Source organism: Caenispirillum bisanense, from assembly GCF_900230255.1.
Lineage (GTDB): Bacteria > Pseudomonadota > Alphaproteobacteria > Rhodospirillales > Rhodospirillaceae > Caenispirillum > Caenispirillum bisanense_A.
The window spans coordinates 1-22,073 of sequence record NZ_OCNJ01000018.1; the positions used below are offsets into that span (position 1 = coordinate 1).

Below are 22,073 nucleotides of genomic sequence, written 5' to 3' on the forward strand. Positions count from 1 at the left end.
TTCAATCCGGTGCTGAAGATCTTCTACGAGCGCCTGATCACGGAGAACCGCCGGCCCGGACGGGTCGCCCTGACGGCGGTGATGCGCAAGACCCTGGTCATCCTCAACGCCATGGCCCGCGACGACCAGCCGTGGAGGTACGCCGCGCCCTCGTGAGGCCGTCCCGTCGAAGGCCGACGCTCGGCGCTCCGCGCCGACGTCATGGCCGGCCCCCGAACCGGGCGCGCGGACGCGTCAAGGCCGAAGCCGCCCGCAGGGCGGGCGCGCCCGCCGCGCGCCTTGACGCGGAGCACGCCCGGTTCACTCCGACGCCGGCCACCCAGCGACTGCCCTTGACGCTGAACACGGAAGATGCCCGGATCAAGTCCGGGCATGACAAGTGCTTGAAACGAGATTAGAAATTGTCATGGCCGGACTTGATCCGGCCATCCACGGCTCCACTGGCTTCTGCCGCCTGTCCACACCGCCCTCCACGGCCAGCGTCGTGCACGCCGCGGATGCCCGGCTTGGAGGGGCGGCGGCTCCTCCTGTCCGCCGCCCTGTCCGCAGACCCTACTGCCCCTGGCCGAGCGAGAACCCGGGTTCACCGTCGAAGGTGCACAGCGTCTCCAGCTTGATGACGTCCAGCCCCTCCGTCACCGCCCGCTGCATGAGCGCCGCCACCGCCTGGCCGGTCACGGTCGCGCCCTTCGGTGCCTGGAAGCGGCAGCGCCAGTGGTCGGTGCAGAAGGTCTCCGGCGCGCCCTCGGGCCACACCTTCACGCCGCGGTTGGTGATCATGGCGAGCGGCAGGCCGACGCCCTGCACCGCCTGCAGCCGCGCCGCCAGGTCCTCCGGCGCGGCGTCGGCGGCGTGCAGGAACAGGTCGACGCCGACCAGTTCCTTGTGCTGGCGCGGCAGGCGCACCGGCGGCGGCACGGTCACGCCGCCGGCGCCCGTTTCGTAGGCGACGGCGGGCAGGCGCTGCGGCGTGCGGCCGAGGCGCTCGATCACCGCATGGGCGAAGGCCTGGGTGCCGACCTGCCGCTTGCTGGTGCCGGGGGTGAAGACGTCGCGGGTGTGGATGCCGTCCTCAATGGTGGTGAGCCAGGCGTTGTGCAGCGCGCCGGCGTGCTGCGGCAGGCCGACGTGCACCAGCATCTGCACCGCCGCCAGCATGAGGCCCGACGGGTTGGCGACGTCCTTGCCGGCCAGCCGCGGCGCTGAGCCGTGGATGGCCTCGAACATCGCCGCATGCTCGCCGATGTTGGCCGAGCCGGCGAGCCCCACCGAGCCCGCTACCTGCGCCGCCACGTCCGACAGGATGTCGCCGTAGAGGTTGGGCAGCACCACCACGTCGAAGGCTTCCGGCGTGTCGGCGAGGCGGGCGGCGCCGATGTCGACGATGAGGTGCTCGTGGTCGAGGTCGGGGTAGTCGGCCGCCACCTCCTCGAACACCTTGTGGAACAGCCCGTCGGTCAGCTTCATGATGTTGTCCTTGGTGAAGCAGCTGACCTTGCTGCGGGCGTGCGCCCGGGCGTATTCGAAGGCGTAGCGGATGAGGCGCTCGGTCCCCGGGCGGGAGATGAGCTTGAGGCACTGCACCACCTCGTCGGTCTGGCGGTGCTCGATGCCGGCGTAGAGGTCTTCCTCGTTCTCGCGCACGATCACCACGTCCATGCCGGCGTGGCGGGTGGCGACGAAGGGCGCGTAGGCGACGCAAGGCCGCACGTTGGCGAACAGGCCGAGCGTCTTGCGCACCGTCACGTTCAGGCTCTTGTAGCCGCCGCCCTGGGGCGTGGTGATGGGCGCCTTCAGGAACACCTTGGTGCGGCGCAGGGAGTCCCAGGCCTCGGGCGCGATGCCGGCGGAATGGCCGCGGTGGAACACCGCCTCGCCGATCTCGATGGTCTCGAGGGCGAGCGGCGCGCCGGTCGCCTCCAGCACCTGCAGGGTGGCGGCCATGATCTCGGGGCCGATGCCGTCGCCGTGGGCGACCGTGACGGGAATGCGGGTGGTCATGTCCGTGTCCTCTGACGGAGTGAATGCCGCTCCTCAACTACGCGCCCGGCGCCCGCCGCAGAACCCCGCCCGCCGCAATGGCAGGCATTGAGATCGTCAATGGCACGCCCACCTCTCCCCATTGACGATGCCAATGGCCGGCATTGCACCGCGCCGGGTTCCCGAGGTCCGGCGCGGCATCGCATGTTGAGGGCGATACACACCCCCCTGGTTCGGAGGATCCCGCCATGGTCGACCCCATCCCGCTGCACCGTCCCGCTCCCGCCGCGCCCGCCCCGGCCGCCACGCGCCTGGTGGAGGTGAGCGTCGCCGCCGCCGCCAACGACGACGTGCCCGACGTGCTGGCCCGCGCCGCCGCCGACACCGCCTTCGCGCTGACCGGCGCCATGTCGTGGGACGGCGGCTGGCGCTGCCGCTTCGTCCTGAAGGCGCCGGTGGGCGTGGTCGGCGACGCCCAGGTGTTCGACCTGCTGCGGTGCATCGGCGTCCACTACCGCTGGACCGGCGTCGAGAAGGTCGCGACCGCGGCCGACGCCCGGCGGGCCGCCGAATGACGGTACTGCCGCCGGCGCTCGACATGGACCTGCTGCGCACCCTGGTGCTGGTGGCGGAGACGGGCAGCTTCACCCGCGCGGGGGAGCGCCTGCGCCGCACCCAGTCGACGGTCAGCCTGCAGGTCCGCCGCCTGGAGGACGCCGTCGGGGCGCCGCTGTTCCTCCGCGGCGCCCGTCGCGTCCACCCGACCCCGGCCGGTGAGATGCTGCTGCCCTACGCCCGCCAGATCCTGCGCCTGAACGACGAGGCGCTGGCCCGGCTGGCGCGCGGCGATCTGGCGGGCACGGTGCGCCTCGGCACGCCGGAGGACTTCGCCACCACCCACCTGCCGCAGGTGCTGGCCGCCTTCGCGCGGGCGCACCCGCGGGTGTCGCTGGAGGTCGGCTGCGACCTGACGCTCAACCTGCTCGACCGCTTCGCTGCCGGCGAGTTCGACCTGGTGCTGGTGAAGCGCGAGCCGCAGGGCCCCGGCGGCGGCGTGCGGGTGTGGCGCGAGCCGCTGGTGTGGGCGGCGGCCGCCCCCGGCCTCGCCGCCCTGGCCGAAGCCGGCGAGGCCCTGCCGCTGGTGGTGGCGCCGCACCCCTGCGTCTACCGCAAGCGGGCGATGCAGGCGCTCGATGCGGCGCGGCGGCCGTGGCGCGTCGCCTATACCTCGCCGTCGCTGGCCGGCACCCAGGCGGCGGTGAAGGCGGGGCTCGGCCTCACCGTGCTGCCGCGCGAGATGGTGCCGCCCGACCTGACCGTGCTCGACGAGGCCGACGGCCTGCCGGCGCTGGCGGAGACGGAGATCGCCCTGCTGCGGGCGCCCGGCCCCGGCGCAGCGACGGTGGTCGATCGTCTGGCGGACCACATCGTCCGTTCGCTGGAACGGCCGTATCCCCCGCTTGAGACGGAGGCCGCCGCGCCCATGTGACCGGCCGTGACGTCGACAACGACCATAAGCCCCGGGAGGCACACGATGACCACCGCCGTACCTCTGTGGAAGCTCGCCATCCCGCGCCCGGACCGCCTGCCGCGCGCCCGCCGCGCCGTCGAGGTGACGGTGGTGGCGCCGCAGACGCCCAACGCGCTGCACGACATCGGCGGCATCGCCCGGGCCACCGCTTTCCGGCTGACCGGCGTCACCCCCCTCGACCGCGGCTGGCGCTGCCGCTTCGAACTGGCGGCGGAGGTGGGCACCGTCGGCGACGGGCAGGTGTTCGAGCTGCTGCGCCGCATCGGCGACGTCTACCCGTGGTCGTCGGTGGACAAGCAACTGGTGGCCCGGCCCAACCAGTGGCAGGGCGCCCCGGACATGACGGGCGCGACGGCCGCCGCCGCCGAGTGAATGGGAGACGTCTGCGCTCTGTCGCGGCCGCGCCAGAGCGGCGTTCAGGCGCCACGCAGGCTGCCGCGCCCGACCGGCGCGGGGGCGCCGTGTCCCGTTCCGTCCGAACCGGACACGGCTCTATCCGGCCCGCAGGCGGGCGAGGAAGCCGTCCAGTTCCCGGCGCAGCACTCCGGCCTGATCGGTCAGCGCGCCGGAGGCCTGGAGCACGTCTTCCGCCCCCTGCTCGGTCTGGTGGACGATGCCGGTGACGTCGGCGATGCCGGCCGACACCGCCTGCACGCCACGCGCCGCCTGTTCGGTGTTGCGGCTGATTTCCGCCGTGGCGGCGTTCTGTTCCTCCACCGCGCCGGCGATGGCCGAGGCGATGTCGCTGACGCGGTCCATGACGCCGGCGATGGCGTGGATGGACTGCACCGTGTTGGTGGTGGACTCCTGGATGCCGCCGATGAGGCTGCCGATCTCGGCGGTGGCGCGCTCCGTCTGCATGGCCAGCTGCTTGACCTCGTTGGCGACGACGGCGAAGCCCTTGCCGGCATCGCCGGCCCGCGCTGCTTCGATGGTGGCATTGAGCGCGAGCAGGTTGGTCTGCTCCGCGACGTCCTGGATGAGCCCGACCACCTCGCCGATGCGGCGGGCGCTTTCCACCAGGTCGCCGACCATGCGCTCGCTCTCGCTCACCCGCGCCACGGCGTCCTGCGAGACGCTGACCGAGGCCTGCGCCTGACGGCCGATCTCGGCGATGGAGGCGGCGAGCTGCTCGGTCGCCGCCGCCACGGTCTGGACGCTGGCGTTGGCCTCGGCCGCGCCCGAGTTCACCGCTTCCGACCGTTCCTCGGCCGTGCGGGCGCCGTCGGTGAGGCCGGCGGCGGTGGCGCGCATCTGGCCGGAGGCGGCGGCCACCTGCTCGGCGACGCCGGACAAGGCGTTTTCCAGGGCGTCGGCCATGGCGAGCAGGCCGGCGCGGCGCTCCTCCTCCGCCCGGCGTTCGTCCTCGCGCTGGCGCGCTTCCAGGCGGTGGCGCTCGATGGCGCCGTCGCGGAACACGGCGACGGCGCGCGCCATGGCGCCCAGCTCGTCGCGGCGGTCGCGCCCCGGGATGTCGATGGTGGTGTCGTCGTCGGCGAGACGCCCCATGACGTGCTCCAGATCGTGCACCAGCCGCATCTGGCGGCGCAGGAACCACAGCGCGCCGGCGCCGATGACGATGGCCGCGCCGAAGCCGAGCAGCGCGATGTCGAGAGTCAGGATGTCGACCGTGTGCAGGAACTGCTCCGCCTTCAGGCCGACGAAGAGGACGCCGACGACGCGGCCGGTGGTGTCCTTGATGGGGTCGTAGGCGGTGAAATAGGCCTCGCCCAGGATCTCCGCCTCGCCGCGGAAGGGGCGGCCGTTCTTCAGCACGGCGTCGTAGACCGGCCCCTGGGCGAGGCGGGTGCCGACCGCCCGGCTGCCGTCGGGCTTGCGTACGTTGGTGGCGACGCGCAGGTCGCCGTTGAACAGGGTGGCGGTGCCGCCGACCAGGGCCTGGATGCGATCGGCCACAGGGTCGTTGCCGTCGAGCACGGTGTCGCCGATGGTCAGCCGTCCGTCCCGCAGGGTGACGCCGTCGCCGTAGCTGCGCAGCACGTCCCACGCCACGCGCATGTTGGATTCCTGCGCCCGCTGGGCCTGTTCCATCATCTCGGCCCGGGTGACGGTCCACGTCACGGCCAGCACCGCCGCGAGCAGCAGCGCGATGGCCGCCAACGTGAACAGGACGATCCGCGTCGACAGCGACAGGCCGGTCTTCACGGTCTTCATGGCATCCCCTCCAAGTCCCCGTCTCTCTCCGATCCATAATGATGGGGGGATTCACCGGGGGCAATGGAAACAGGGATCGTGGATCGACTTCCGGTAGTCCAGTTACGACTTCGTCTTAGTATTATTTTGTAAGTATACGATTTGTCCGGCCGCAGGTCTCCGTCGGACCGACCGGGTGGCACCCGGCGGCGCCGGCGAGGGATCCGGACGGCTCCCGTGGACCCGCGACGGCGCGGATGGTATGTCTGCCCGACGATCCTGTCCGGGAGACACCGCCATGCGCCGCCTATTCCCGAGTCTCGCTCTCGGTTTCGCCCTGCTGGGTGCCGTCGCCACCGCCCAGGCCGAGGAGGTGGGCTGTGTGTCCACCGTGTGGAAGATGCTCGGCCCCGATCACAAGATCTGCATCGACGCCTTCGAGGACCCCGAGGTGAAGGGCGTCGTCTGCCACGTCAGCCGCGCCCGCACCGGCGGCATGAAGGGCGCCTTCGGGCTGGCCGAGGACACCTCCGACGCCGCCATCGCCTGCCGTCAGGTGGGGCCCATCGAGATCGTCGGCGACCTGAAGGACGGCGAGCAGGTGTTCACCGAGCGCCGCTCCATCCTGTTCAAGACGCTGCAGGTGGTGCGCTTCTTCGACAAGCCGCACAACACGCTCGTCTACCTGATCTACAGCGACAAGCTGATCGAGGGCAGCCCGAAGAACAGCATCTCGACGGTGCCGATCATGCCCTGGCGGGAGTGACGGCGCCGCTGCGAGCGATCCGACCGGCTTCGGCGCGCGTAGTCCAGGAAAGGGAACGCCGACGGAGGAAGTCCATGATGCTCGCCCTCGCCAAAATGCTGGTGGCACTCGCCGCCTGTGCCGCCGCCGCCTGGGCGGCCGACCGCCAGAGCCGGCGCGCGGCGCGCATCCCCGTGAAGGTCAGGCGCCGATAGGCCGGGCCAGCAGGGCGACCCGCTTGCTGCCGCCGTAGGGTTCCAGCTCGCCGACGCTCGCGAAGCCCAGCGCCTCGTGAAAGGCCATGGAGACCGGGTTGGCCGGGCGGATGTTGACCTCGCAGGTCACCCGCGCCACGCCGCGCGCCGCGGCTTCCGCTAAGACGTGCTCGTAGAGCGCCCGCGCCGCCCCGCTGCGGCGGCGGGTGGCGTCGACCACGATGCGGTCGACGTAGAGGAAATCGTCCATGTTCTCGCAGAACCAACGGTAATTCTCGCTGGCGTAGCCGGTGCCGGGGGCGAAGACGACGACGAAGCCGGCGATGCCGCCGGCCGCATCCACCGCCTTCACCGCGATCGCCGCCTCGTCCAGCAGCGCCTGCATCGCCTCTGCCGTCAGGTCGTTGACGTGCGGCACCGCCGCCGTGTTGAGCGGCACGATCACCGGCAGGTCGGCGGCGGTCAGCGGCTGCATGCTGAAGGCGAGGGGAGCGGCGGTGGTGGTGGTCATGGTCGGTCGGTCTCCGTGAGGCGGCGGCGTCCGGTCTAGCGGGCGCCCCGGCGGCGGCCAAGGGCCATTTACCGCAGCAGCCCGGCGAGGCGCATCCACACCCGTGCCGCGTCGACGGCGTCGCCTTCGGCCGAATGGCGGCGGCCTTGCGCCTCCAGGTCCTCGCGCGCCAGGGCTTCCTCCAGCGACACCCGCTGGCCGCAGCCGCGCAGCGTGGTGTAGAGCTGCGCCAGATCCACGAAACCCGGCGAGAAGGGATGGTCGGCAAGGCCGGCGGCCGCCACGGCATCGTCCAGCAGGATGCGGTCGGTGCCCCAGGCGTACCAGGCCTTGCGGCCCGGCCCCCAGTCCTTGCGCAGCGATCCGAAGACCTCCGACAGCGGCCGGCCGTGGCGGCGCAGTTCGTCGGCGGTCAGACCGGTGAGTTCGGTGCAGTAGTCCGACACGGAGGAGCGGTCCGGCCGCACCAGGTAGCGGCCGCTGCGGGTGATGCGCAGGTCGCCGGCGTCCACCTCGGCGAGCCCCACCTCGATGATCTCGCTGCGCTCCCCCGGCGGCGGGTCGCCGCGCCAGCAGGTGAGTTCCAGGTCGACGAAGAGAAGGCGGTCGAGGCGAAGCGTCGTGGGCATGGCCTGAACATAGCGTCGCCGCCGTCGCCGGACCAGGGGGCGGCGGCAAACGTTCTCGCGACAGGAGAGATCACCCTGCCAAGGAGGACCGACCGACATGGGCCAGCTCATCCTGCTGCGGCACGGCCAGAGCCGGTGGAACCTGGAGAATCGCTTCACCGGCTGGACCGACGTCGACCTGACCGACGAAGGCCGTGCCCAAGCATGGCGCGCCGGCGAGGATCTGGCGAAAGCCGGCATTGCCCCGACGCTGTGCTTCACCTCCGTGCTCAAGCGGGCCATCCGCACCCTGTGGCTCTGCCTCGACGCCACCGACCGCATGTGGCTGCCGGTCACCCGCGACTGGCGCCTGAACGAGCGCCACTACGGCGCCCTGCAGGGACTGAACAAGGCGGAGACGGCCGAGAAACACGGCGACGAGCAGGTCCACATCTGGCGCCGCAGCTACGACATCCCGCCGCCGGCCCTCGACGCCGACGACCCGCGCGGGCCGTGGACCGATCCGCGCTACCGGGCGATCCCGCGCGACACGCTGCCGCGGGTGGAGACGCTCAAAGCGACGGTCGAGCGGCTCATGCCCTTGTGGACCGGCCCCATCGCCAGCGCGCTGCGTGCCGGCGAGGTCGTGCTCATCGCGGCGCACGGCAATTCCCTGCGCGGGATCGTCAAGGAACTGGACGACATCCCGAACGACGTCATTCCGAACGTGGAGATCCCGACAGGCATTCCGCTGGTCTACGAGTTGAACGAACACCTGCGCCCGCTCGACAGCCGCTACCTGGGCGACGCGGCGGCGGAGCACGAGACGCCGGCCGAGGTCAGGCGGCGCGCCGCCGGCGGCGGCTGACGCGCTCGGCGCGGCGGGCGGGGCGGCTCAACGTCTCGACGGCGGCGGTCACCAGCACGCCGAAGGCGATGTGGGTGACGAAGCCGCGGGCGTGCGTCTCCCACGGATAGGCCCGCGGCCCGCGCGACAGCTCGAGCGCCGGCACCAGCCCTTCGTCGAGCGCCAGCGCCATGGCGCTGCCGCACACCAGGGCGGCGCCCGCCGGGTGCAGCCCGCCCCAGCGGCGCAGCAGCATATAGACGGGCGTCCAGCCGAGGCCGGTGGCGTAGTGGACGATCCAGCCGCCGGTTTCCAGCGCCTTGCCAGTCAGCTCCACCCCGGCCAGCCGGGCGAGGCGCTTCGCCGCCGTCTGTGACGGGTCGAGCGGCAGGGCGGCGTCGGCTTCCTCCTGCTTGGCGTCCTCGGGCATCATGCGCCACAGGATGCCCTGCACGGTGCCGGTGATGCGGGTGGCGATGAGGCCGGCCGCGAGACCGACGAGGCTGTCGAGCAGGACCGTCCGCAGGCGCATGGGGCGCGTCTCCTTCTGCCGTGGGTGCGGAGGAGCAACGGCCGGGCCATGGCTGCGGTTGGTGAGGGCAAGGCGGAAACGGACGAGGCCGCCGACCCGGTGGGGACGGCGGCCTCGGAAGTGGTGCCCAGGGACGGAATCGAACCGCCGACACGGGGATTTTCAATCCCCTGCTCTACCAGCTGAGCTACCTGGGCACTCTGGTAACCGGAGCCTTTTGCCCCGGCCTCACGGGCGCTTGGTGCGTCGTGAGGCCGGCTTTATACGGAACCGGCGGGGCCTTGTCCAGACCAAAAAATGCAAAATTTCAAAGGGGGATGACGCGGCGGCAGAACGGCCCGCTCCGGCCTCGGCCGCCATGCCTCTTGCCAAGGCCGCCGCCCTGGCGTATCACCGTGTCCAGCATCAAGAGCGTGGGCTGACGCCCATCACCAACCTGCCATCCCGGGCAAGGTGGTGCTCTCCGCAGAAATAGCGCGGGGAAGATGCGGCCGGACCGGCAACCAAACGGGTTCCAGGACCACAGCCGCGCGAAGCGTCAGCCTCCACCGTAGAGAGGAGGCTTCGTCATGGCGTATCCGCTGCATTCCCTCATCGAGCCGGCCCTGGTGGTCGGCCCCGCCGACGACGTGCTCGGGCTGCCGGGCGGCGTCTATGTGGTGGTGCATCGCCGCTTCGGCACCTTCACCCACGTCTATCGGGCCGAGCGCTGTCGCCGTACGGGCCGCACCGAGGTCCACCTGCTGCGGGTGCTGACCGGCGCCCGCCTGGCCGAGGCGCGGGCCTGGGTGCGGGCACGCCTGCCGGCCGTCGCCGCGGTTTCGCCGCTGGCCGCCACCCCCTTTTTGCAGGCGGCGGAGTAACCCTTTCGGAAGTCTGCTATTGCCGGACGGCCTGCCGTCGCGTAGCTTCAACCGCTGATAGGGATCCGGCGACACGGGGGGAACCATGGCCGATCCGCGGACCCGCAGTGCGGAGGAGAACCAGAGGGAACTCCGCCGCCTGCAGCAGTTCTATGCCTCCCTGCCGCCGGAAAAGCGACAGGCGCAGGAACCGCATCTGCGTAAACGCATGCAGGAATTGATCGACGCCATCAACGGTCCGGCCCGCGGCAGCAACAGCGGCGGCGGTGGATTGGTGGAGGCGTTGTCGAAGGGAGCGCTGTGGATCGCCGTCATGCTGGCGGTGGTGGCCGCGGGCTTCTTCGGCGTCATGACCTGGGCGCGCTTCTGACCGGCGCGGCCGCCCCACGTTGAGGGTGGTTCACCGGGGGGGAGTCGTGTAAACATGCGCCTCCATCTTTGCCGCAAGCCGCCGAGAAGACGTCATCCATGGGTCGTGAAAGCCTGGTGATCGCCCTGCCCAAGGGGCGGATCCTGGAAGAATGCATGCCGCTGGTGCGTGCCGTGGGCATAGAGCCCGAGGCCGCCTTCGACGATCCCAAGTCGCGCCAGCTGCGCTTCAAGACCAACCATCCGCACATCGACATCGTGCGGGTGCGGTCGTTCGACGTCGCCACCTTCGTGGCCTTCGGCGCCGCCCATCTGGGCGTGGCGGGCAACGACGTGCTGATGGAGTTCAACTATTCCGAACTCTACGCGCCGCTCGACCTCGACATCGGCCATTGCCGCCTGGCGGTCGCCGAGCCAGCCGACCTGTCGGGCGAGGACGATCCGTCCAAGTGGAGCCACGTGCGCGTCGCCACCAAGTATCCCGAGACGACCAAGCGCCACTTCGCCCGCCGCGGCGTCCAGGCCGAATGCATCAAGCTGAACGGTGCCATGGAACTGGCGCCGGCGCTCGGCCTGTGCAGTCGCATCGTCGACCTGGTGTCCACCGGCTCGACCTTGAAGGCCAACGGGCTGGTGGAGGTGGAGCACATCTGCGACGTCACCTCGCGCCTGATCGTCAATCGCACCGCGTTGAAGACCCGCCCCGACGAACTGGGCGGCTGGGTCGAGAAGTTCCGGGAGGCCGTGAATGCCCGTTGAATTGCGCGCCGGTGACGCCGGCTTCGCCGAAGCCTTCGACCGCCTGATCAACGACAAGCGGGAAACCTCGCACGACGTCAACGCCGTGGTGGCCGAGATCCTGGAGGCCGTGCGCCGCGACGGTGACGCCGCCGTGCTCGCCTATACCAAGCGCTTCGACCGCCTGGACCTGACCGCCGAGACCCTGCGGGTGACCGCCGACGAGGTGGAAGCCGCCTACGCCGCCTGCGACCCCGACCTGCTCGACGTGCTGGAGCTGGCGGCGAGCCGCATCCGCGCCTACCACGAGCGCCAGCTGCCGGAAAGCTTCCACTACACCGACGACGCCGGCGTGCGCCTCGGCAGCCGCTGGCGCGCCGTGCAGGCTGCCGGCCTCTACGTGCCTGGTGGCACGGCGGCCTACCCGTCGTCGGTGCTGATGAACACCCTGCCGGCCAAGGTGGCGGGCGTGCAGCGGCTGGTCATGTGCGTGCCGACGCCCGACGGCAAGCTCAACCCGCTGGTGCTGGCGGCGGCGAAGATCGCCGGCGTCGATGAAATCTACCGCATCGGCGGCGCCCAGGCCGTCGCCGCCATGGCCTACGGCACCGCCACCATCGCGCCGGTCGACAAGATCGTCGGCCCCGGCAACGCCTTCGTGGCCGCCGCCAAGCGTCAGGTGTTCGGCACCGTCGGCATCGACAGCATCGCCGGCCCGTCGGAAATCCTGGTGGTCGCCGACGGCGCCAACGACCCGACGTGGATCGCCGCCGACCTGCTCAGCCAGGCCGAGCACGACACCGCCAGCCAGTCCATCCTCATCACCACCGACGCCGCCTTCGGCAAGGCCGTGATGCAGGCCGTCGAGACGCTGCTCGAGACCCTGCCGCGCGCCGAGATCGCCCGCAAGAGCTGGGCCGACCATGGCGCCGTCGTCGTCGTCGACAGCCTGGACGCCGCCGTGCCGCTGGTCGACCAGGTGGCGCCCGAGCACCTGGAACTGGCCGTCGACGACCCGGAGCCGCTGGCGGAGAAGATCACCAACGCCGGCGCCATCTTCCTCGGCCGCCACACGCCGGAAGCCATCGGCGACTACGTCGGCGGCCCCAACCACGTGCTGCCGACGGCGCGCTCGGCGCGGTTCTCGTCGGGCCTCGGCGTGGTCGACTTCATGAAGCGGACCTCGCTGCTCGGCTGCGACGCGCGCTCGCTGGCCGGCATCGGCCCGGCGGCGGTCAAGCTGGCCGACGCCGAGGGACTGCAGGCGCACGGGCTGTCGGTCAGCCTGCGCCTCGGCAAACCGGGGGAATGATGCCATGGCGGGGGGAGCGGCGCGCAAGGACGTGATCGTCAACGTGGTGCTCGACGAGCGCACGCTGGTGCGCCGGCGGCCCGAGGTGGAGCACGAGCGGGCGGTCGCCATCTACGACCTGCTGGAGGAAAACGTCTTCCGGCTGAAGGACGCCGCCATCTCCGGCCCCTACGTCCTGCACCTGTCGCTGTCGGACAACCGGCTGGTCATGGACATCCGCGACACCGCCGAACAGCCGCTGACCCGCATCACCCTGCCGCTGACGCCGTTCCGCGGCATCGTGCGCGACTACTTCATGGTGTGCGAAAGCTACTACGGCGCGATCAAGACCGCGTCGCCGAGCCAGATCGAGGCCATCGACATGGGCCGGCGCGGCCTGCACAACGAGGGGGCGGAATTGATGCGCGAGCGGCTGGCCGACCAGGTGGAGATCGACGTCGATACCTCGCGGCGCCTGTTCACGCTGCTCTGCGTTCTCCACATCCGCGGCTGAGGGCACTGCCGGTGCCGACGAGCCTGCCGGGAAGCCTCCTGTTCGCCTGCACCATGAACGCCATCCGCTCGCCCATGGCGGAAGGCATCATGAAGCGGCTGCACGGCACCCGCGTGTTCGTCGACTCGGTGGGGGTCCGCAAGGGCGAGCTCGACCCCTTCGTGGTCGCCGCCATGGACGAGATCGGCATCGACGTTTCCGGCCACCGCCCCAAGACCTTCGACGAGCTGGAAGACACCAGCTTCGACGTCATCGTCTCGCTGTCGCCGGAGGCGCAGCACTCGGCGGTGGAAATGACCCGCACCATGGCGTGCGACGTGCTGTTCTGGAACACCTTCGATCCCGCCCTGGTGGAAGGCAGCCGCGAAGTGCGGCTCGATGCCTACCGGCAGGTGCGCGACGAGCTGTACAAGCGCATCGTGGCGGCCTTCCCGCCCACCAAGTTGCCGGCGGGCTGACGGAATTTCCGTCATGGCCGTGAAAAGAGCTTGACCCGCATTCGTCTCCACCGCATTTGTTGTCGGCATTTTTCCATAGGGCCCGGTAAGGAAAATGGCCAAGGAAGATCTGATCGAATTCCAGGGCGTGGTGGTCGAACTTCTGCCCAACGCCATGTTCCGCGTGAAGCTGGAGAACGGGCACGATATCCTCGCCCATACCTCCGGCAAGATGCGCAAGAACCGGATCCGGGTGCTGGCGGGCGACGCCGTCACCGTGGAAATGACTCCCTACGACCTGACCAAGGGTCGCATCACCTTCCGCTTCAAGTGAGCGGCGGCAGGGCATGACGGATTTCGCGCCTCCGCGCCTCGTTCTCGCCTCGGCTTCGCCCCGCCGCCTCGACCTCCTGAAGCAGATCCGCATCGCGCCGGACGCCGTCGATCCGGCGGACGTGGACGAAACGCCCCTGCGCGACGAACTCCCCCGCCAGCATGCCGCCCGCCTGGGGGCCGAAAAGGCCCGCGTGGTCGCCGCGCGCCATCCCGGCTGCGTCGTGCTCGCCGCCGACACGGTGGTGGGCGTCGGGCGCCGCATCCTGCCCAAGGCCGAGGACGAAGCGACCGCGCGCCGCTGCCTCGCCATGCTGTCGGGCCGTCGCCACCACGTCTACGGCGGCGTCACGCTCATCGGCCCGGACGGGCGCGAATGGCACAAGCTGGTCGACAGCGTCGTCTCCTTCAAGCGCCTGGAAGAGCGCGAGATCGCGGCCTACCTCCGCAGCGGCGAATGGCACGGCAAGGCCGGCGGCTACGCCATCCAGGGGCTGGCCGGCGCCTTCGTGAAGCAGGTCGGCGGCAGCTATCCCAACGTGGTCGGCCTGCCGCTGCTGGAAACTGCCAACCTGCTGGCGGCCGTCGGCATCCGCCCGGTCGTCTAGGCCCACGATCCCTCGCCGGCGCGGGCGCCTCGCCCTGACCCGAGGGACACCACTCATCGAAGGAGCCTGGCCGTCATGCTCCCGCCGTGCCGCATCCTCGTTTCCGACAGTCCCGGCGAACGCCGCGCCGCCGTGCTCGACGGCGCCGAGCGGGTGGTCGCCGTGTTCCATGCCCGTACCGGCGATGCCGAGGTCGGCAGTCTGCACCTCGGCCGCGTGACCGGCCGCCTGCCCGACGGCCGCGCCGCCTTCGTGGACATCGGCGGCGACGGGCCGCCCGGCTTCCTCAATGCCACCGACGTGCGCGGCGGCCTGCCGGCCGAAGGGGCGGCGGTGATCGTCCAGGTGACGGCGGAGGCGCGGCGGGAGAAGGGGCCGCGGCTGACCGCCAAGCTGTCGTTCACCGATTCCGTGCTCGCCTACACGCCGCATCGCCCCGGCGTCTCGGTGTCGAGCAAGCTGCCCGCCGACCTGCGCGACATCCTGCGGATCGCCCTGTCGGCGCTGCTGGACCCGGGGGAGGGCGCGGTGGTGCGCACCGGCGCCACGGGGCCGGAGCTGCCGGCCAGCCTCGACGCCCACCGGGCGGCCTGGAAGGCCGCCCAGGCGGCGGCGGAGACGGGCCGGCCGCCGCTGCGCCTGTCGCCGCCGGCCGACGGGCTGGCGGACGCCCTGGCGCTGTGTCCGGACCCGGAGGAGATCGTCTTCGACCACGCCCCGGCGCTCACCGCCGCCCGCCGCGCCCACGCCGCCCTGGCCGGGCGCATGCGGGCGGAAGGCCGCGACCTCTTCGCCCAGGAGGGTGTCGACGAGGCCATCGAGCAGGCCCTGCAGCCGGTGGTGCCGCTGCCCTGCGGCGGGCGGCTGGTGATCGAGCCGACGGCGGCCCTGGTGGCGGTGGACGTCGACGCCGGCCCCGCCGCGCCGGCCGTCGCCAATACCGAGGCCATGGCGGAACTGGTGCGCCAGCTGGACCTGCGCGGCCTCGCCGGCATGATCGTCTGCGACGTCGTGCCCGACCAGGCCGACCGGAGCCGCCGTGGCCTGCTGGAGGATCTGCGGCTGCGGCTTGCGGGCACGGCCGTGCCGACCCACATCGCCGGCGTCTCCCGGCTCGGGCTGGTGGAACTGCGCCGCGACCGCGGCCGGGCGCCGCTGGCCGAGCGGCTCGGCGACGGCTCCGGCCGCCTGTCGGATGCCTCGCTGGCGCTGGCCGCCCTGCGGCGGGCGGTGTGGCAGGCGGCGGCGGAGCCCGGCGGCGGGCCGCTGGTGCTGACCCTCGCCCCGGCCGTGGCGGAGGCGGCGCGGCCCTTCCTCGCGGAGGCGGAGGCACGCCTGCACCGCCCCGTCGTGCTCGACCCCCGGCCCGACTGCCCGCGCAAGCGGGTGGAGATCGCCTCGTCCCATCGTTCGTGAGTGTGCCCGTGCCCGATCCCGTCCCCGCCCGCGTCGCCACCGCCGCCTGTCCCCTCTGCGGCAAGCCGACGGAAGCCCGTTACCGGCCGTTCTGCTCCAAGCGCTGCGCCGACGTCGACCTCAACCGCTGGCTCGGCGGCGCCTACCGCGTGCCGACCGAGGAACCGCCGCCGGAAGGCTACGTGCCCGAGGCCGACGAAGAGCGCTGACGGACCTGCGACGGCGGTGCGCCGGAAACATTTGAAACCATCTGCGACATCGCCTGGAAACGGCGGCGGACGATCCTGACGGGGTAGCGCATTCCCCTCGGACCGGAGCCGCCCGCCATGACGCCTAGCCAGATCGCCCTCGTCCGTGAAACCTTCGCCCAGGTCGTGCCCATGCGCGACCAGGCCGCCGCCCTGTTCTACGGTCGCCTGTTCGAGCTGGAGCCGAACGTGCGGCCGCTGTTCCGCGCCGACCTCGCCGTGCAGGGCCAGAAGCTGATCGCGTCCATCGCCATGGTGGTGAGGGAACTCGACCGGCTCGACGTCATCCTGACCGACGTCAAGGCCATGGCCCGCCGCCACGTGACCTACGGCGTGCAGGAACGGCATTACGCCGTGGTCGGCGACGCCCTGCTGTGGACCCTGGAGAAGGGCCTCGGGGCCGCCTTCACCGCCGAAGTGCGCGAGGCCTGGACCGCCGCCTACGGCACCCTGGCCGGCGCCATGATCGCCGCCGCCCGCGAGGAACCGCGCGCCGCCTGATCAGGCGAGGCCGCGGTTGCGCGCCTCCAGCGCCGCCTCGGCGCGGGAGGAGATGTTGAGCTTGGCGTAGATCGCCTTCACGTGCGACGCCACCGTGTGCTCGCTCAGGCCCAGCAGGCGCGCCGCCTCGCCGGTGCGCAGGCCGCGGCCGAGCAGGGCCAGCACCTCCGTCTCGCGCGGGGTCAGGGCGTCCGTGGGTGTCTCGCAGGGCTGGGGTGGCGCTGGCGGGCTGCGGAAGTGCGCCAGCAGCCGGCGGGCCAGGGCCGGCGACAGGGGCGGCTCGCCGTCGTGGATGCGGCGCAGGTAGCCGGCCATGGTCTCCGGCGGGTGATCCTTCAGCAGATAACCTTCCGCGCCGGCCTGGATGGCCCCGAACAGGTGGTCGTCGTCGTCGAAGATGGTGGTCACCACCGTCAGGGCGGGGGGCCGGGCGGTGGTCAGTTCGCGCACGAGATCGAGGCCGGAGCCGTCGGGCAGGCCGATGTCCACCAGGGCCACCAAACGGCCGGCGCCGGGCTCGGCGCGACCGTCGACCCACCGCCGCGCCGACGCCAGATCGCCCACCGCCGTCACCGGCAGGCCGGGAAAGGCGCGGCCCAGAACGTCCACCAGCCAGGTGCGGGTGTAGGGTTCGTCCTCGACCACCAGGCCGGCCGCGGGCGCGGCCCCGGGCATCATGCCGCGCCCTGCAGAGCAGCGGCCGGCGCGGCGCCGGAAACGGGCAGGGTGACGGCGAGGCGTACGCCCGGCCGGGCGTCGTCGACGCGCACCGCGCCGCCGGCCTCCTCCACCCGCCGCCGCAGGCCCGCGAGGCCGTGCGAGCCGGGCTTCGCCGGCGCGTCGGCGGGGGCCGGCAGGCCGCGGCCGTCGTCGGTGACGGACAGGTGCAGGGCGCCGTCGGCCAACGTCGCCCCGACGCTGACCCGGCCTGCCTCGGCATGGCGCAGGGTGTTGCTGACCGCCTCGCGCACCACGGCGGTGACGGCGCGGCTGACGGGGTAGGGCAGGGGCACGTCGGCGGCCGCCGCCGCACCGTCCAGCGGCCAGTCGAGGGCGAGGCCGGCGGCCTCCAGCCGGCGCGCCGTCTCGTGCCGCAGGTCGGCCAGCAGGTGGTCGAGCGGCATGCGGCTGCCGTTCAGCCCGCCGACGATGGCGCGGATGTCGGCCGTCGCCTCGCGGATCATCTGGCGGGCGCCGGCGAGGTCGGGCTGGTGCAGGGCACCGAGCAGCCGGGCGCCGACGTCGTCGTGCAGGTCGGCGGCGATGCGCAGGCGTTCCGCCCGCGCGCCGGCGGCATGGGCGTCGCGCCCGGCCTCGGCATGGGCCATAAGCTCGATCAGGCGCACGGCCATGGCGCGGTGCGCCGGGGCGAACAGGGCGCGGCCGCCCCACGGCAGGCGCAGCAGGATCGGCCCGGCGTCGGCGACCGGCGGCAGCAGCATCTCCAGGCCGTCGTGACGCACCGTGACGGCCTCCGGCGGGGAGGCGTCGGCCGGCGGGGCGGTCAGTTCCAGCGGATCGAACAGGCGGCGCAGCAGCGCCCGCCACGCCTCGGCGCGCTCGCCGGGGGAGACGCGGAAGGCGACCTCCATGACGGCGGCGAAGAGTTCGTGGTCGGCCAGACTGTGACGGCGCACCATGCGGCGCCACAGGAGGTCGCGCAGGGGCAGGTAGAGGAAGCCGACGATGACCAGCGCGATACCGAGCGCGATGCCGCGGTCGACGTGCAGCGCCAGGATGAGCAATGCGTCCAGCGCGATGAGGGCGCCCAGGCCGAGGGTCGCCAGCATGACGCGGAAGGCCCACTCGCCCATCTCGAACAGGCGGTAGCGCCGCAGGCCGAGGGCGAGGCCGGCGTGGATCAGCAGGAAGAAGCCGAAGGCGTAGCCCTGCTCCAGCGGCGGCTCGCCGCCCAGCAGCTGCGGCAGCGACACCAGGCTGACGAAGGCGCCGGCGCCGAGGATCACCGACAGGCCGAGCCAGCGCAACGCCGCCCGCCCCACCGGATCGCGCCGCGTCGCCCACCACTGGGCGCCGATGGCGGCGACGATGCACAGCATCTCCACCGCCGTCGCCAGATGGCCGCCCTGCGCCGGCGTCTCGGGCAGGCGCAGTACCGTCGCCACCAGCCAGGCGCCGAACACGGCCATGGGCACCAGCAGCACGACCGGCGGCACGAGGCGGCGCGGGTAGCACAGGAAGACGCCGATCATGGCGGCGCCGAAGGTGAGGGCGCCGGTGACGTTGACGTCGGACAGGATGCGGAACAGCAGCCCGTCGAGCGCCGGACTGCGGCTCGTATAGACGGCGGCGGCGGTCGCGAAACCCAGCATGCCGAGGCCGGCGAGCGCGAACATGCGCGCGCCCCAGTCGCCGCGCCGCAGGGCCCAGACCCAGCAGCTCAGCAGCAGGCCGAGCACGCCGACGGCCACCTGGAACCAGTATTGCGCCGGCAGGTCGCCGAGCGGCCGGGCGGCGGCCGGGGCGACGACGGCCCAGCTCTCGCCGCCGCCGTCGTCGGCCAGCAGCAGGCGTACCGGGCCGGCCCGCAGCAGGGCGTCCAGCCGCGTATGGCGATCGAACAGGGCGGCCTCGGCGCCGTAGGTCTCCAGTTCGTCGGGCTCGGGCGTCAGATCGGTCGCCGTCAGCGTCAGCGTGTCGCCCTCGCCGCCGCCGGCGGGCGCCACGGCCAGCACGCGGGCACCGACCGGCAGCGCCGCCGCCGGCCCGTCCGCCGCCACCGCCGCGAGGCGGACACCGCCGTCCTCCGTCGCCTCGAGGGTCACCCCGAGCCACGGCTGCACCACCAGCAGGCGCGTCGCCGCCGCCGCCACCGCCAGTCCCAGCAGCAGCGCCGCCGTCATCGCGGTGAGCGGGCTTCCCCGTCGCCACAGCCGCATGGTGTCTCCCCTTTCGTGCCCCCGCATCGCCGAAAGTATTAGGCCCGAACGGCTCGGGGACAACGGCTTTTTGTGCCGTCTCCCCAGTTCGGGGGATACTGCCGCCGTCATCCCCCATGGTACCCCGGACCCATCGAAACGCGGCGGGCGGGGGCCCGCATCGCAAACCCGGGGGTGTGGCACATGGTATCGAAGGTTCGCGGCGCGGCTGCGGCGGTAATCGTCTTCACGGGGCTGACGGCTGTCGGCGGCGCCGCGCAGGCGCAGACCTCGTCGGTGGTGACGCGGCCCGACGGCACGCAGATCCAGACGACGGTGTTCAGCCCGACGTCCATCCGCATCAACATCAGCGGCGGCCCGGACTACACGTCGTCGCCCATGGAGGTGAACTACACCAACATCTCCTACGGCGCCGGCGAGATCGTCTACCAGGGCACGTATACGTACAAGGGCGTGACCGAGCCCATCAACTGCCGGGTGAACTCGGCGACGGGCGCGGTCAGCGGCTCGTCGGCCTGCCAGAGCAGCCTGGGCACCGGCAGCAGCAGCTCCACTGCCACCACGACCTCGACCACGAGCACGACCACCCAGACCGGCTCGACCGCGACCACGTCCAGCACGGTCACCACCACGGCCGGCACCACCACCGTCGTCACCACCACCAACACCGCCACGGCCGCCAGCCAGGGCCGCGACTGGGTGAAGTCGGGCGTCCTGCAGTCGCTGCTGCCGGGCGACGGGGTGGCGCGGGTGGTGGAAAGCCTCGCCGCCGTCCAGACCGCCGGGCTCGACCCCTTCTACGAAGCCGTCGCCGGTCTCGCCACCAACACGCAGCGCGCCGCCGCGGTGAAGCAGCTGCAGCCGGTGTCGCCCGGGGCGCAGATCACCAGCGCCGTCGCCACCGCCCAGGCGGTCACCGGCACCGTGCTCGGCCGCACCACGACCGTGCGCGGCGGCACCGGCGTCTCCACCGGCGACCTCACCCGCGGCCTCGGCGTCTGGGTGCAGCCCTTCGCCTATAATGCCCGCCAGGACATGCGCGACGGCCAGGACGGCTACGAGGACACCACCTACGGCGTCGCCATCGGTGCCGACACGGCGGTGGCCGACAGTGTCCGCGTCGGTCTCGCCCTGTCCTACGCCTCGGCCGACGTCGACGGCCGCGACGCCTCGGTCGGCGACACCACCGACGGCTCCAGCGGCCAGGCGACCCTCTACGCCCAGTACGAGGGCGAGGCGGTCTACGTCACCGGCCAGGTCTTCGGCGGCCTGAGCGCCTACGACGGCCGCCGCCGCATCGCGCCGCTCGGCAGCGTCGCCGATGCCGACTACGACGGCTGGCAGGCCGGTGCGCGGGTGGATGCGGGCATGCCCATCGCCCTCGGCTCGGGCTGGCAGGTGACGCCCATGGCGGGCCTCGCCTACGTCCATACCCACATCGACGCCTACACGGAAACCGGCGCCGGCGCCCTGAACCTGACCGTCGGCGACCGCAGCAACGACGCCCTGACGGCCTCGCTCGGCGGCCGGGTGGCGGTCGACCTCATGGCCGACGGCTTCACCTGGACCCCCTACCTGCAGGGCATCGTCAGCTACGACCTGATCGGCGAGCGGCCGGAGACCACCAGCCGCTTCGCGGCGGGCGGCGCCAGCTTCGTCACCCAGGGCGCCGATCCGGCGCGACTGGGCGCCGATCTCACCGTCGGCCTCGAACTCATGACCGACGGCAACCTGTCGGTGGACGCCGCCTACACCTTCGGGCTGCGCCAGGACTACCGGGCGCATGCCGGCGCCGTGCAGGTCCGCATGGCGTTCTGATGGCCGCGGTCCGGCCGCTGCTCGCCCTGGCCCTCGCCGCCGCCCTCGCGGGCTGCGGCGGGGCGGCGGAGCGCCACGCCGCCGCCGAGGGGATCGCCCGATCGGGCGGTCTCGTCGCCGGGCGGGTGGCGGCCGGACCTTTCGATCTGGCGCTCTGGCAGCGGCCGGGTCGTGCCGAGTCGGTCACCGTCTACATCGAGGGGGACGGCTTCGCCTGGGCCGAGCGCGGCCGGCCGTCGCCCGACCCGACGCCCTACCGGCCGCTCGCCCTGGACCTGGCGGTCCGCGACCCGTCGCCGGCCGTCGCCGTGGTGGGGCGGCCGTGCCAATACCGCGCCGGGGCGGCGCGGCCGCAGCCCGCCTGCGACGATGCCCGCTGGTGGACGGGCGCCCGCTTCGCGCCCGAGGTGGTCGCCGCCGTGGGGGCGGCGGTGGATCGCGCCAAGGCGGCGGCCGGCGCGACGGCGGTACATCTCGTCGGCTATTCCGGCGGCGGTGCCGTGGCGGCCCTGGTGGCGGCGCGGCGCGACGACGTCGCGTCCCTGCGCACGGTGGCCGGCAACCTCGATCCCGCCTGGGTCAACGCCCGCCACGGCGTCGACCCCCTGCGCGGCTCCCTGTCGCCTCTGGATGTCGCGCCGCGCCTCGCGCGCCTGCCGCAGACGCATTTCGTCGGCCGCCGCGACGCCGTGGTGCCTCCCGAGACGGCCGAGCGTTTCGTGGCCGCCCTCGGCACCGGGACGTGCGCCCGCGTGGTGGCGGTGGAGGCCGACCACCACGACGGCTGGATCGAGGCCTGGCAGCGGCTCGTCGCCTACCCCTCCGCCTGCGCGCCGTGAGGCGGCGGCCCCTGTTGCGCCGAGACATCGGGCGGCGGATCGGCTAAGACTGTCGGCCGTTTCTTCATCGTCCTG

At 72.4% G+C, this 22,073-nt stretch carries 25 protein-coding genes, 1 tRNA gene and 1 riboswitch; of the genes, 18 read left to right on the top strand and 8 right to left on the bottom strand.

Annotated elements, in window-relative coordinates; translation table 11 throughout:
* Positions 1-552: 552 nt before the first annotated feature.
* Entirely contained in the window at positions 553-2,001 is a 1,449-nt protein-coding gene (locus CRP50_RS23315) for an NADP-dependent isocitrate dehydrogenase (RefSeq protein ID WP_097281609.1), read from the bottom strand.
* A 227-nt stretch (positions 2,002-2,228) separates the two neighbouring features.
* On the opposite strand from CRP50_RS23315, the gene CRP50_RS23320 reads away from it, so the two are divergent.
* The 3 genes from CRP50_RS23320 to CRP50_RS23330 are packed head-to-tail and all read left to right on the top strand — an operon-like array spanning position 2,229 to position 3,883.
* The gene (locus CRP50_RS23320; protein WP_097281610.1) at positions 2,229-2,555 is read left to right on the top strand and encodes a hypothetical protein; all 327 of its coding nucleotides are present in this window, start codon (positions 2,229-2,231) and stop codon (positions 2,553-2,555) included.
* Positions 2,552-3,469 (top strand): LysR substrate-binding domain-containing protein, encoded by a 918-nt coding sequence (locus tag CRP50_RS23325; RefSeq protein ID WP_097281611.1) that lies wholly within the window; start codon positions 2,552-2,554, stop codon positions 3,467-3,469. Before CRP50_RS23320 ends, CRP50_RS23325 begins: the two co-directional genes overlap by 4 nt.
* A 45-nt stretch (positions 3,470-3,514) precedes the next feature.
* A complete protein-coding gene (locus CRP50_RS23330; RefSeq protein WP_097281612.1) occupies positions 3,515-3,883 on the top strand; it encodes a hypothetical protein in 369 nt (122 codons plus the stop codon).
* Between the two features lie 120 nt (positions 3,884-4,003).
* On the opposite strand, the gene CRP50_RS23335 is transcribed toward CRP50_RS23330, so the two are convergent.
* The gene (locus tag CRP50_RS23335) at positions 4,004-5,686 is read right to left on the bottom strand and encodes a methyl-accepting chemotaxis protein (RefSeq protein ID WP_097281613.1); all 1,683 of its coding nucleotides are present in this window, start codon (positions 5,684-5,686) and stop codon (positions 4,004-4,006) included.
* Positions 5,687-5,963: 277 nt separating this feature from the next.
* Between CRP50_RS23335 and CRP50_RS23340 the strand changes: the two genes are divergently transcribed.
* On the top strand, positions 5,964-6,431 hold the full coding sequence (locus CRP50_RS23340; RefSeq protein WP_097281614.1) for a CreA family protein: 468 nt from the start codon (positions 5,964-5,966) through the stop codon (positions 6,429-6,431).
* Between the two features lie 180 nt (positions 6,432-6,611).
* Here the strand turns inward: CRP50_RS23340 and CRP50_RS23345 are convergent, their stop codons facing one another.
* Both CRP50_RS23345 and CRP50_RS23350 read right to left on the bottom strand, forming a co-directional pair.
* Positions 6,612-7,136, bottom strand: coding sequence for a GNAT family N-acetyltransferase (locus CRP50_RS23345; protein ID WP_097281615.1), 525 nt, complete (start codon positions 7,134-7,136; stop codon positions 6,612-6,614).
* 68 nt (positions 7,137-7,204) lie between these two features.
* The gene (locus CRP50_RS23350; RefSeq protein ID WP_097281616.1) at positions 7,205-7,765 is read right to left on the bottom strand and encodes a 3'-5' exonuclease; all 561 of its coding nucleotides are present in this window, start codon (positions 7,763-7,765) and stop codon (positions 7,205-7,207) included.
* Positions 7,766-7,862: 97 nt separating this feature from the next.
* Here CRP50_RS23350 and gpmA point away from each other — a divergent pair, with 97 nt between their 5' ends.
* Positions 7,863-8,612 (top strand): 2,3-diphosphoglycerate-dependent phosphoglycerate mutase, encoded by a 750-nt coding sequence (gpmA, locus tag CRP50_RS23355; protein WP_097281617.1) that lies wholly within the window; start codon positions 7,863-7,865, stop codon positions 8,610-8,612.
* On the opposite strand, the gene CRP50_RS23360 is transcribed toward gpmA, so the two are convergent.
* Positions 8,584-9,123, bottom strand: a complete 540-nt coding sequence (locus CRP50_RS23360; RefSeq protein WP_097281618.1) for a DUF1440 domain-containing protein — start codon at positions 9,121-9,123, stop codon at positions 8,584-8,586. The genes gpmA and CRP50_RS23360 overlap by 29 nt on opposite strands.
* Before the next feature lie 121 nt (positions 9,124-9,244).
* Positions 9,245-9,320, bottom strand: a tRNA-Phe gene (locus CRP50_RS23365).
* Positions 9,321-9,520: 200 nt separating this feature from the next.
* Positions 9,521-9,640, top strand: a riboswitch (SAM-I-IV-variant riboswitch).
* A 52-nt stretch (positions 9,641-9,692) separates the two neighbouring features.
* Between CRP50_RS23365 and CRP50_RS25325 the strand changes: the two genes are divergently transcribed.
* The 11 genes from CRP50_RS25325 (at position 9,693) to CRP50_RS23420 (ending at position 16,441) form a co-directional block, all read left to right on the top strand.
* On the top strand, positions 9,693-9,986 hold the full coding sequence (locus CRP50_RS25325) for a hypothetical protein (RefSeq protein ID WP_097281619.1): 294 nt from the start codon (positions 9,693-9,695) through the stop codon (positions 9,984-9,986).
* Between the two features lie 85 nt (positions 9,987-10,071).
* Positions 10,072-10,356 (top strand): hypothetical protein, encoded by a 285-nt coding sequence (locus tag CRP50_RS23375; protein WP_097281620.1) that lies wholly within the window; start codon positions 10,072-10,074, stop codon positions 10,354-10,356.
* A gap of 98 nt (positions 10,357-10,454) precedes the next feature.
* A complete protein-coding gene (gene hisG / locus CRP50_RS23380) occupies positions 10,455-11,114 on the top strand; it encodes an ATP phosphoribosyltransferase (RefSeq protein ID WP_097281621.1) in 660 nt (219 codons plus the stop codon).
* On the top strand, positions 11,104-12,405 hold the full coding sequence (gene hisD, locus CRP50_RS23385) for a histidinol dehydrogenase (RefSeq protein ID WP_097281622.1): 1,302 nt from the start codon (positions 11,104-11,106) through the stop codon (positions 12,403-12,405). Before hisG ends, hisD begins: the two co-directional genes overlap by 11 nt.
* A gap of 4 nt (positions 12,406-12,409) precedes the next feature.
* Positions 12,410-12,898, top strand: coding sequence for a UPF0262 family protein (locus CRP50_RS23390; protein ID WP_097281623.1), 489 nt, complete (start codon positions 12,410-12,412; stop codon positions 12,896-12,898).
* A gap of 11 nt (positions 12,899-12,909) precedes the next feature.
* The gene (locus tag CRP50_RS23395; protein ID WP_097281624.1) at positions 12,910-13,356 is read left to right on the top strand and encodes an arsenate reductase ArsC; all 447 of its coding nucleotides are present in this window, start codon (positions 12,910-12,912) and stop codon (positions 13,354-13,356) included.
* Between the two features lie 94 nt (positions 13,357-13,450).
* Positions 13,451-13,669 carry a translation initiation factor IF-1 gene (infA, locus tag CRP50_RS23400; protein WP_097281625.1) on the top strand — a complete coding sequence of 73 codons (219 nt, stop codon included), beginning with the start codon at positions 13,451-13,453 and terminating at the stop codon, positions 13,667-13,669.
* A gap of 13 nt (positions 13,670-13,682) precedes the next feature.
* The gene (locus CRP50_RS23405; RefSeq protein WP_097281626.1) at positions 13,683-14,276 is read left to right on the top strand and encodes a Maf family protein; all 594 of its coding nucleotides are present in this window, start codon (positions 13,683-13,685) and stop codon (positions 14,274-14,276) included.
* A gap of 75 nt (positions 14,277-14,351) precedes the next feature.
* On the top strand, positions 14,352-15,692 hold the full coding sequence (locus tag CRP50_RS23410; protein WP_097281627.1) for a ribonuclease E/G: 1,341 nt from the start codon (positions 14,352-14,354) through the stop codon (positions 15,690-15,692).
* Between the two features lie 8 nt (positions 15,693-15,700).
* On the top strand, positions 15,701-15,901 hold the full coding sequence (locus tag CRP50_RS23415) for a DNA gyrase inhibitor YacG (RefSeq protein WP_097281652.1): 201 nt from the start codon (positions 15,701-15,703) through the stop codon (positions 15,899-15,901).
* A 117-nt stretch (positions 15,902-16,018) separates the two neighbouring features.
* Positions 16,019-16,441, top strand: coding sequence for a globin family protein (locus CRP50_RS23420; RefSeq protein WP_097281628.1), 423 nt, complete (start codon positions 16,019-16,021; stop codon positions 16,439-16,441).
* Here the strand turns inward: CRP50_RS23420 and CRP50_RS23425 are convergent, their stop codons facing one another.
* Positions 16,442-17,119 (bottom strand): LuxR C-terminal-related transcriptional regulator, encoded by a 678-nt coding sequence (locus CRP50_RS23425; protein WP_245913670.1) that lies wholly within the window; start codon positions 17,117-17,119, stop codon positions 16,442-16,444.
* Positions 17,116-19,341, bottom strand: a complete 2,226-nt coding sequence (locus tag CRP50_RS23430) for an ATP-binding protein (RefSeq protein ID WP_245913673.1) — start codon at positions 19,339-19,341, stop codon at positions 17,116-17,118. Before CRP50_RS23430 ends, CRP50_RS23425 begins: the two co-directional genes overlap by 4 nt.
* Positions 19,342-19,524: 183 nt before the next feature.
* Between CRP50_RS23430 and CRP50_RS23435 the strand changes: the two genes are divergently transcribed.
* Positions 19,525-21,159, top strand: coding sequence for an autotransporter outer membrane beta-barrel domain-containing protein (locus CRP50_RS23435; protein ID WP_097281631.1), 1,635 nt, complete (start codon positions 19,525-19,527; stop codon positions 21,157-21,159).
* Positions 21,159-21,998 (top strand): alpha/beta hydrolase, encoded by an 840-nt coding sequence (locus CRP50_RS23440; RefSeq protein ID WP_097281632.1) that lies wholly within the window; start codon positions 21,159-21,161, stop codon positions 21,996-21,998. Before CRP50_RS23435 ends, CRP50_RS23440 begins: the two co-directional genes overlap by 1 nt.
* Positions 21,999-22,073 lie beyond the last annotated feature (75 nt).

Coding starts and splice junctions, on each gene's coding strand:
- CRP50_RS25325 (WP_097281619.1), top strand. CDS start 9,693: ATGGCGTATCCGCTGCATTCCCTCATCGAGCCGGCCCTGGTGGTCGGC.
- hisG (WP_097281621.1), top strand. CDS start 10,455: ATGGGTCGTGAAAGCCTGGTGATCGCCCTGCCCAAGGGGCGGATCCTG.
- CRP50_RS23430 (WP_245913673.1), bottom strand. CDS start 19,341: ATGCGGCTGTGGCGACGGGGAAGCCCGCTCACCGCGATGACGGCGGCG.
- CRP50_RS23315 (WP_097281609.1), bottom strand. CDS start 2,001: ATGACCACCCGCATTCCCGTCACGGTCGCCCACGGCGACGGCATCGGC.
- CRP50_RS23335 (WP_097281613.1), bottom strand. CDS start 5,686: ATGAAGACCGTGAAGACCGGCCTGTCGCTGTCGACGCGGATCGTCCTG.
- CRP50_RS23360 (WP_097281618.1), bottom strand. CDS start 9,123: ATGCGCCTGCGGACGGTCCTGCTCGACAGCCTCGTCGGTCTCGCGGCC.
- CRP50_RS23420 (WP_097281628.1), top strand. CDS start 16,019: ATGACGCCTAGCCAGATCGCCCTCGTCCGTGAAACCTTCGCCCAGGTC.
- CRP50_RS23410 (WP_097281627.1), top strand. CDS start 14,352: ATGCTCCCGCCGTGCCGCATCCTCGTTTCCGACAGTCCCGGCGAACGC.
- infA (WP_097281625.1), top strand. CDS start 13,451: ATGGCCAAGGAAGATCTGATCGAATTCCAGGGCGTGGTGGTCGAACTT.
- CRP50_RS23405 (WP_097281626.1), top strand. CDS start 13,683: ATGACGGATTTCGCGCCTCCGCGCCTCGTTCTCGCCTCGGCTTCGCCC.
- CRP50_RS23390 (WP_097281623.1), top strand. CDS start 12,410: ATGGCGGGGGGAGCGGCGCGCAAGGACGTGATCGTCAACGTGGTGCTC.
- CRP50_RS23435 (WP_097281631.1), top strand. CDS start 19,525: ATGGTATCGAAGGTTCGCGGCGCGGCTGCGGCGGTAATCGTCTTCACG.
- CRP50_RS23375 (WP_097281620.1), top strand. CDS start 10,072: ATGGCCGATCCGCGGACCCGCAGTGCGGAGGAGAACCAGAGGGAACTC.
- CRP50_RS23440 (WP_097281632.1), top strand. CDS start 21,159: ATGGCCGCGGTCCGGCCGCTGCTCGCCCTGGCCCTCGCCGCCGCCCTC.
- CRP50_RS23325 (WP_097281611.1), top strand. CDS start 2,552: ATGACGGTACTGCCGCCGGCGCTCGACATGGACCTGCTGCGCACCCTG.
- CRP50_RS23330 (WP_097281612.1), top strand. CDS start 3,515: ATGACCACCGCCGTACCTCTGTGGAAGCTCGCCATCCCGCGCCCGGAC.
- CRP50_RS23320 (WP_097281610.1), top strand. CDS start 2,229: ATGGTCGACCCCATCCCGCTGCACCGTCCCGCTCCCGCCGCGCCCGCC.
- hisD (WP_097281622.1), top strand. CDS start 11,104: ATGCCCGTTGAATTGCGCGCCGGTGACGCCGGCTTCGCCGAAGCCTTC.
- CRP50_RS23340 (WP_097281614.1), top strand. CDS start 5,964: ATGCGCCGCCTATTCCCGAGTCTCGCTCTCGGTTTCGCCCTGCTGGGT.
- gpmA (WP_097281617.1), top strand. CDS start 7,863: ATGGGCCAGCTCATCCTGCTGCGGCACGGCCAGAGCCGGTGGAACCTG.
- CRP50_RS23425 (WP_245913670.1), bottom strand. CDS start 17,119: ATGATGCCCGGGGCCGCGCCCGCGGCCGGCCTGGTGGTCGAGGACGAA.
- CRP50_RS23345 (WP_097281615.1), bottom strand. CDS start 7,136: ATGACCACCACCACCGCCGCTCCCCTCGCCTTCAGCATGCAGCCGCTG.
- CRP50_RS23350 (WP_097281616.1), bottom strand. CDS start 7,765: ATGCCCACGACGCTTCGCCTCGACCGCCTTCTCTTCGTCGACCTGGAA.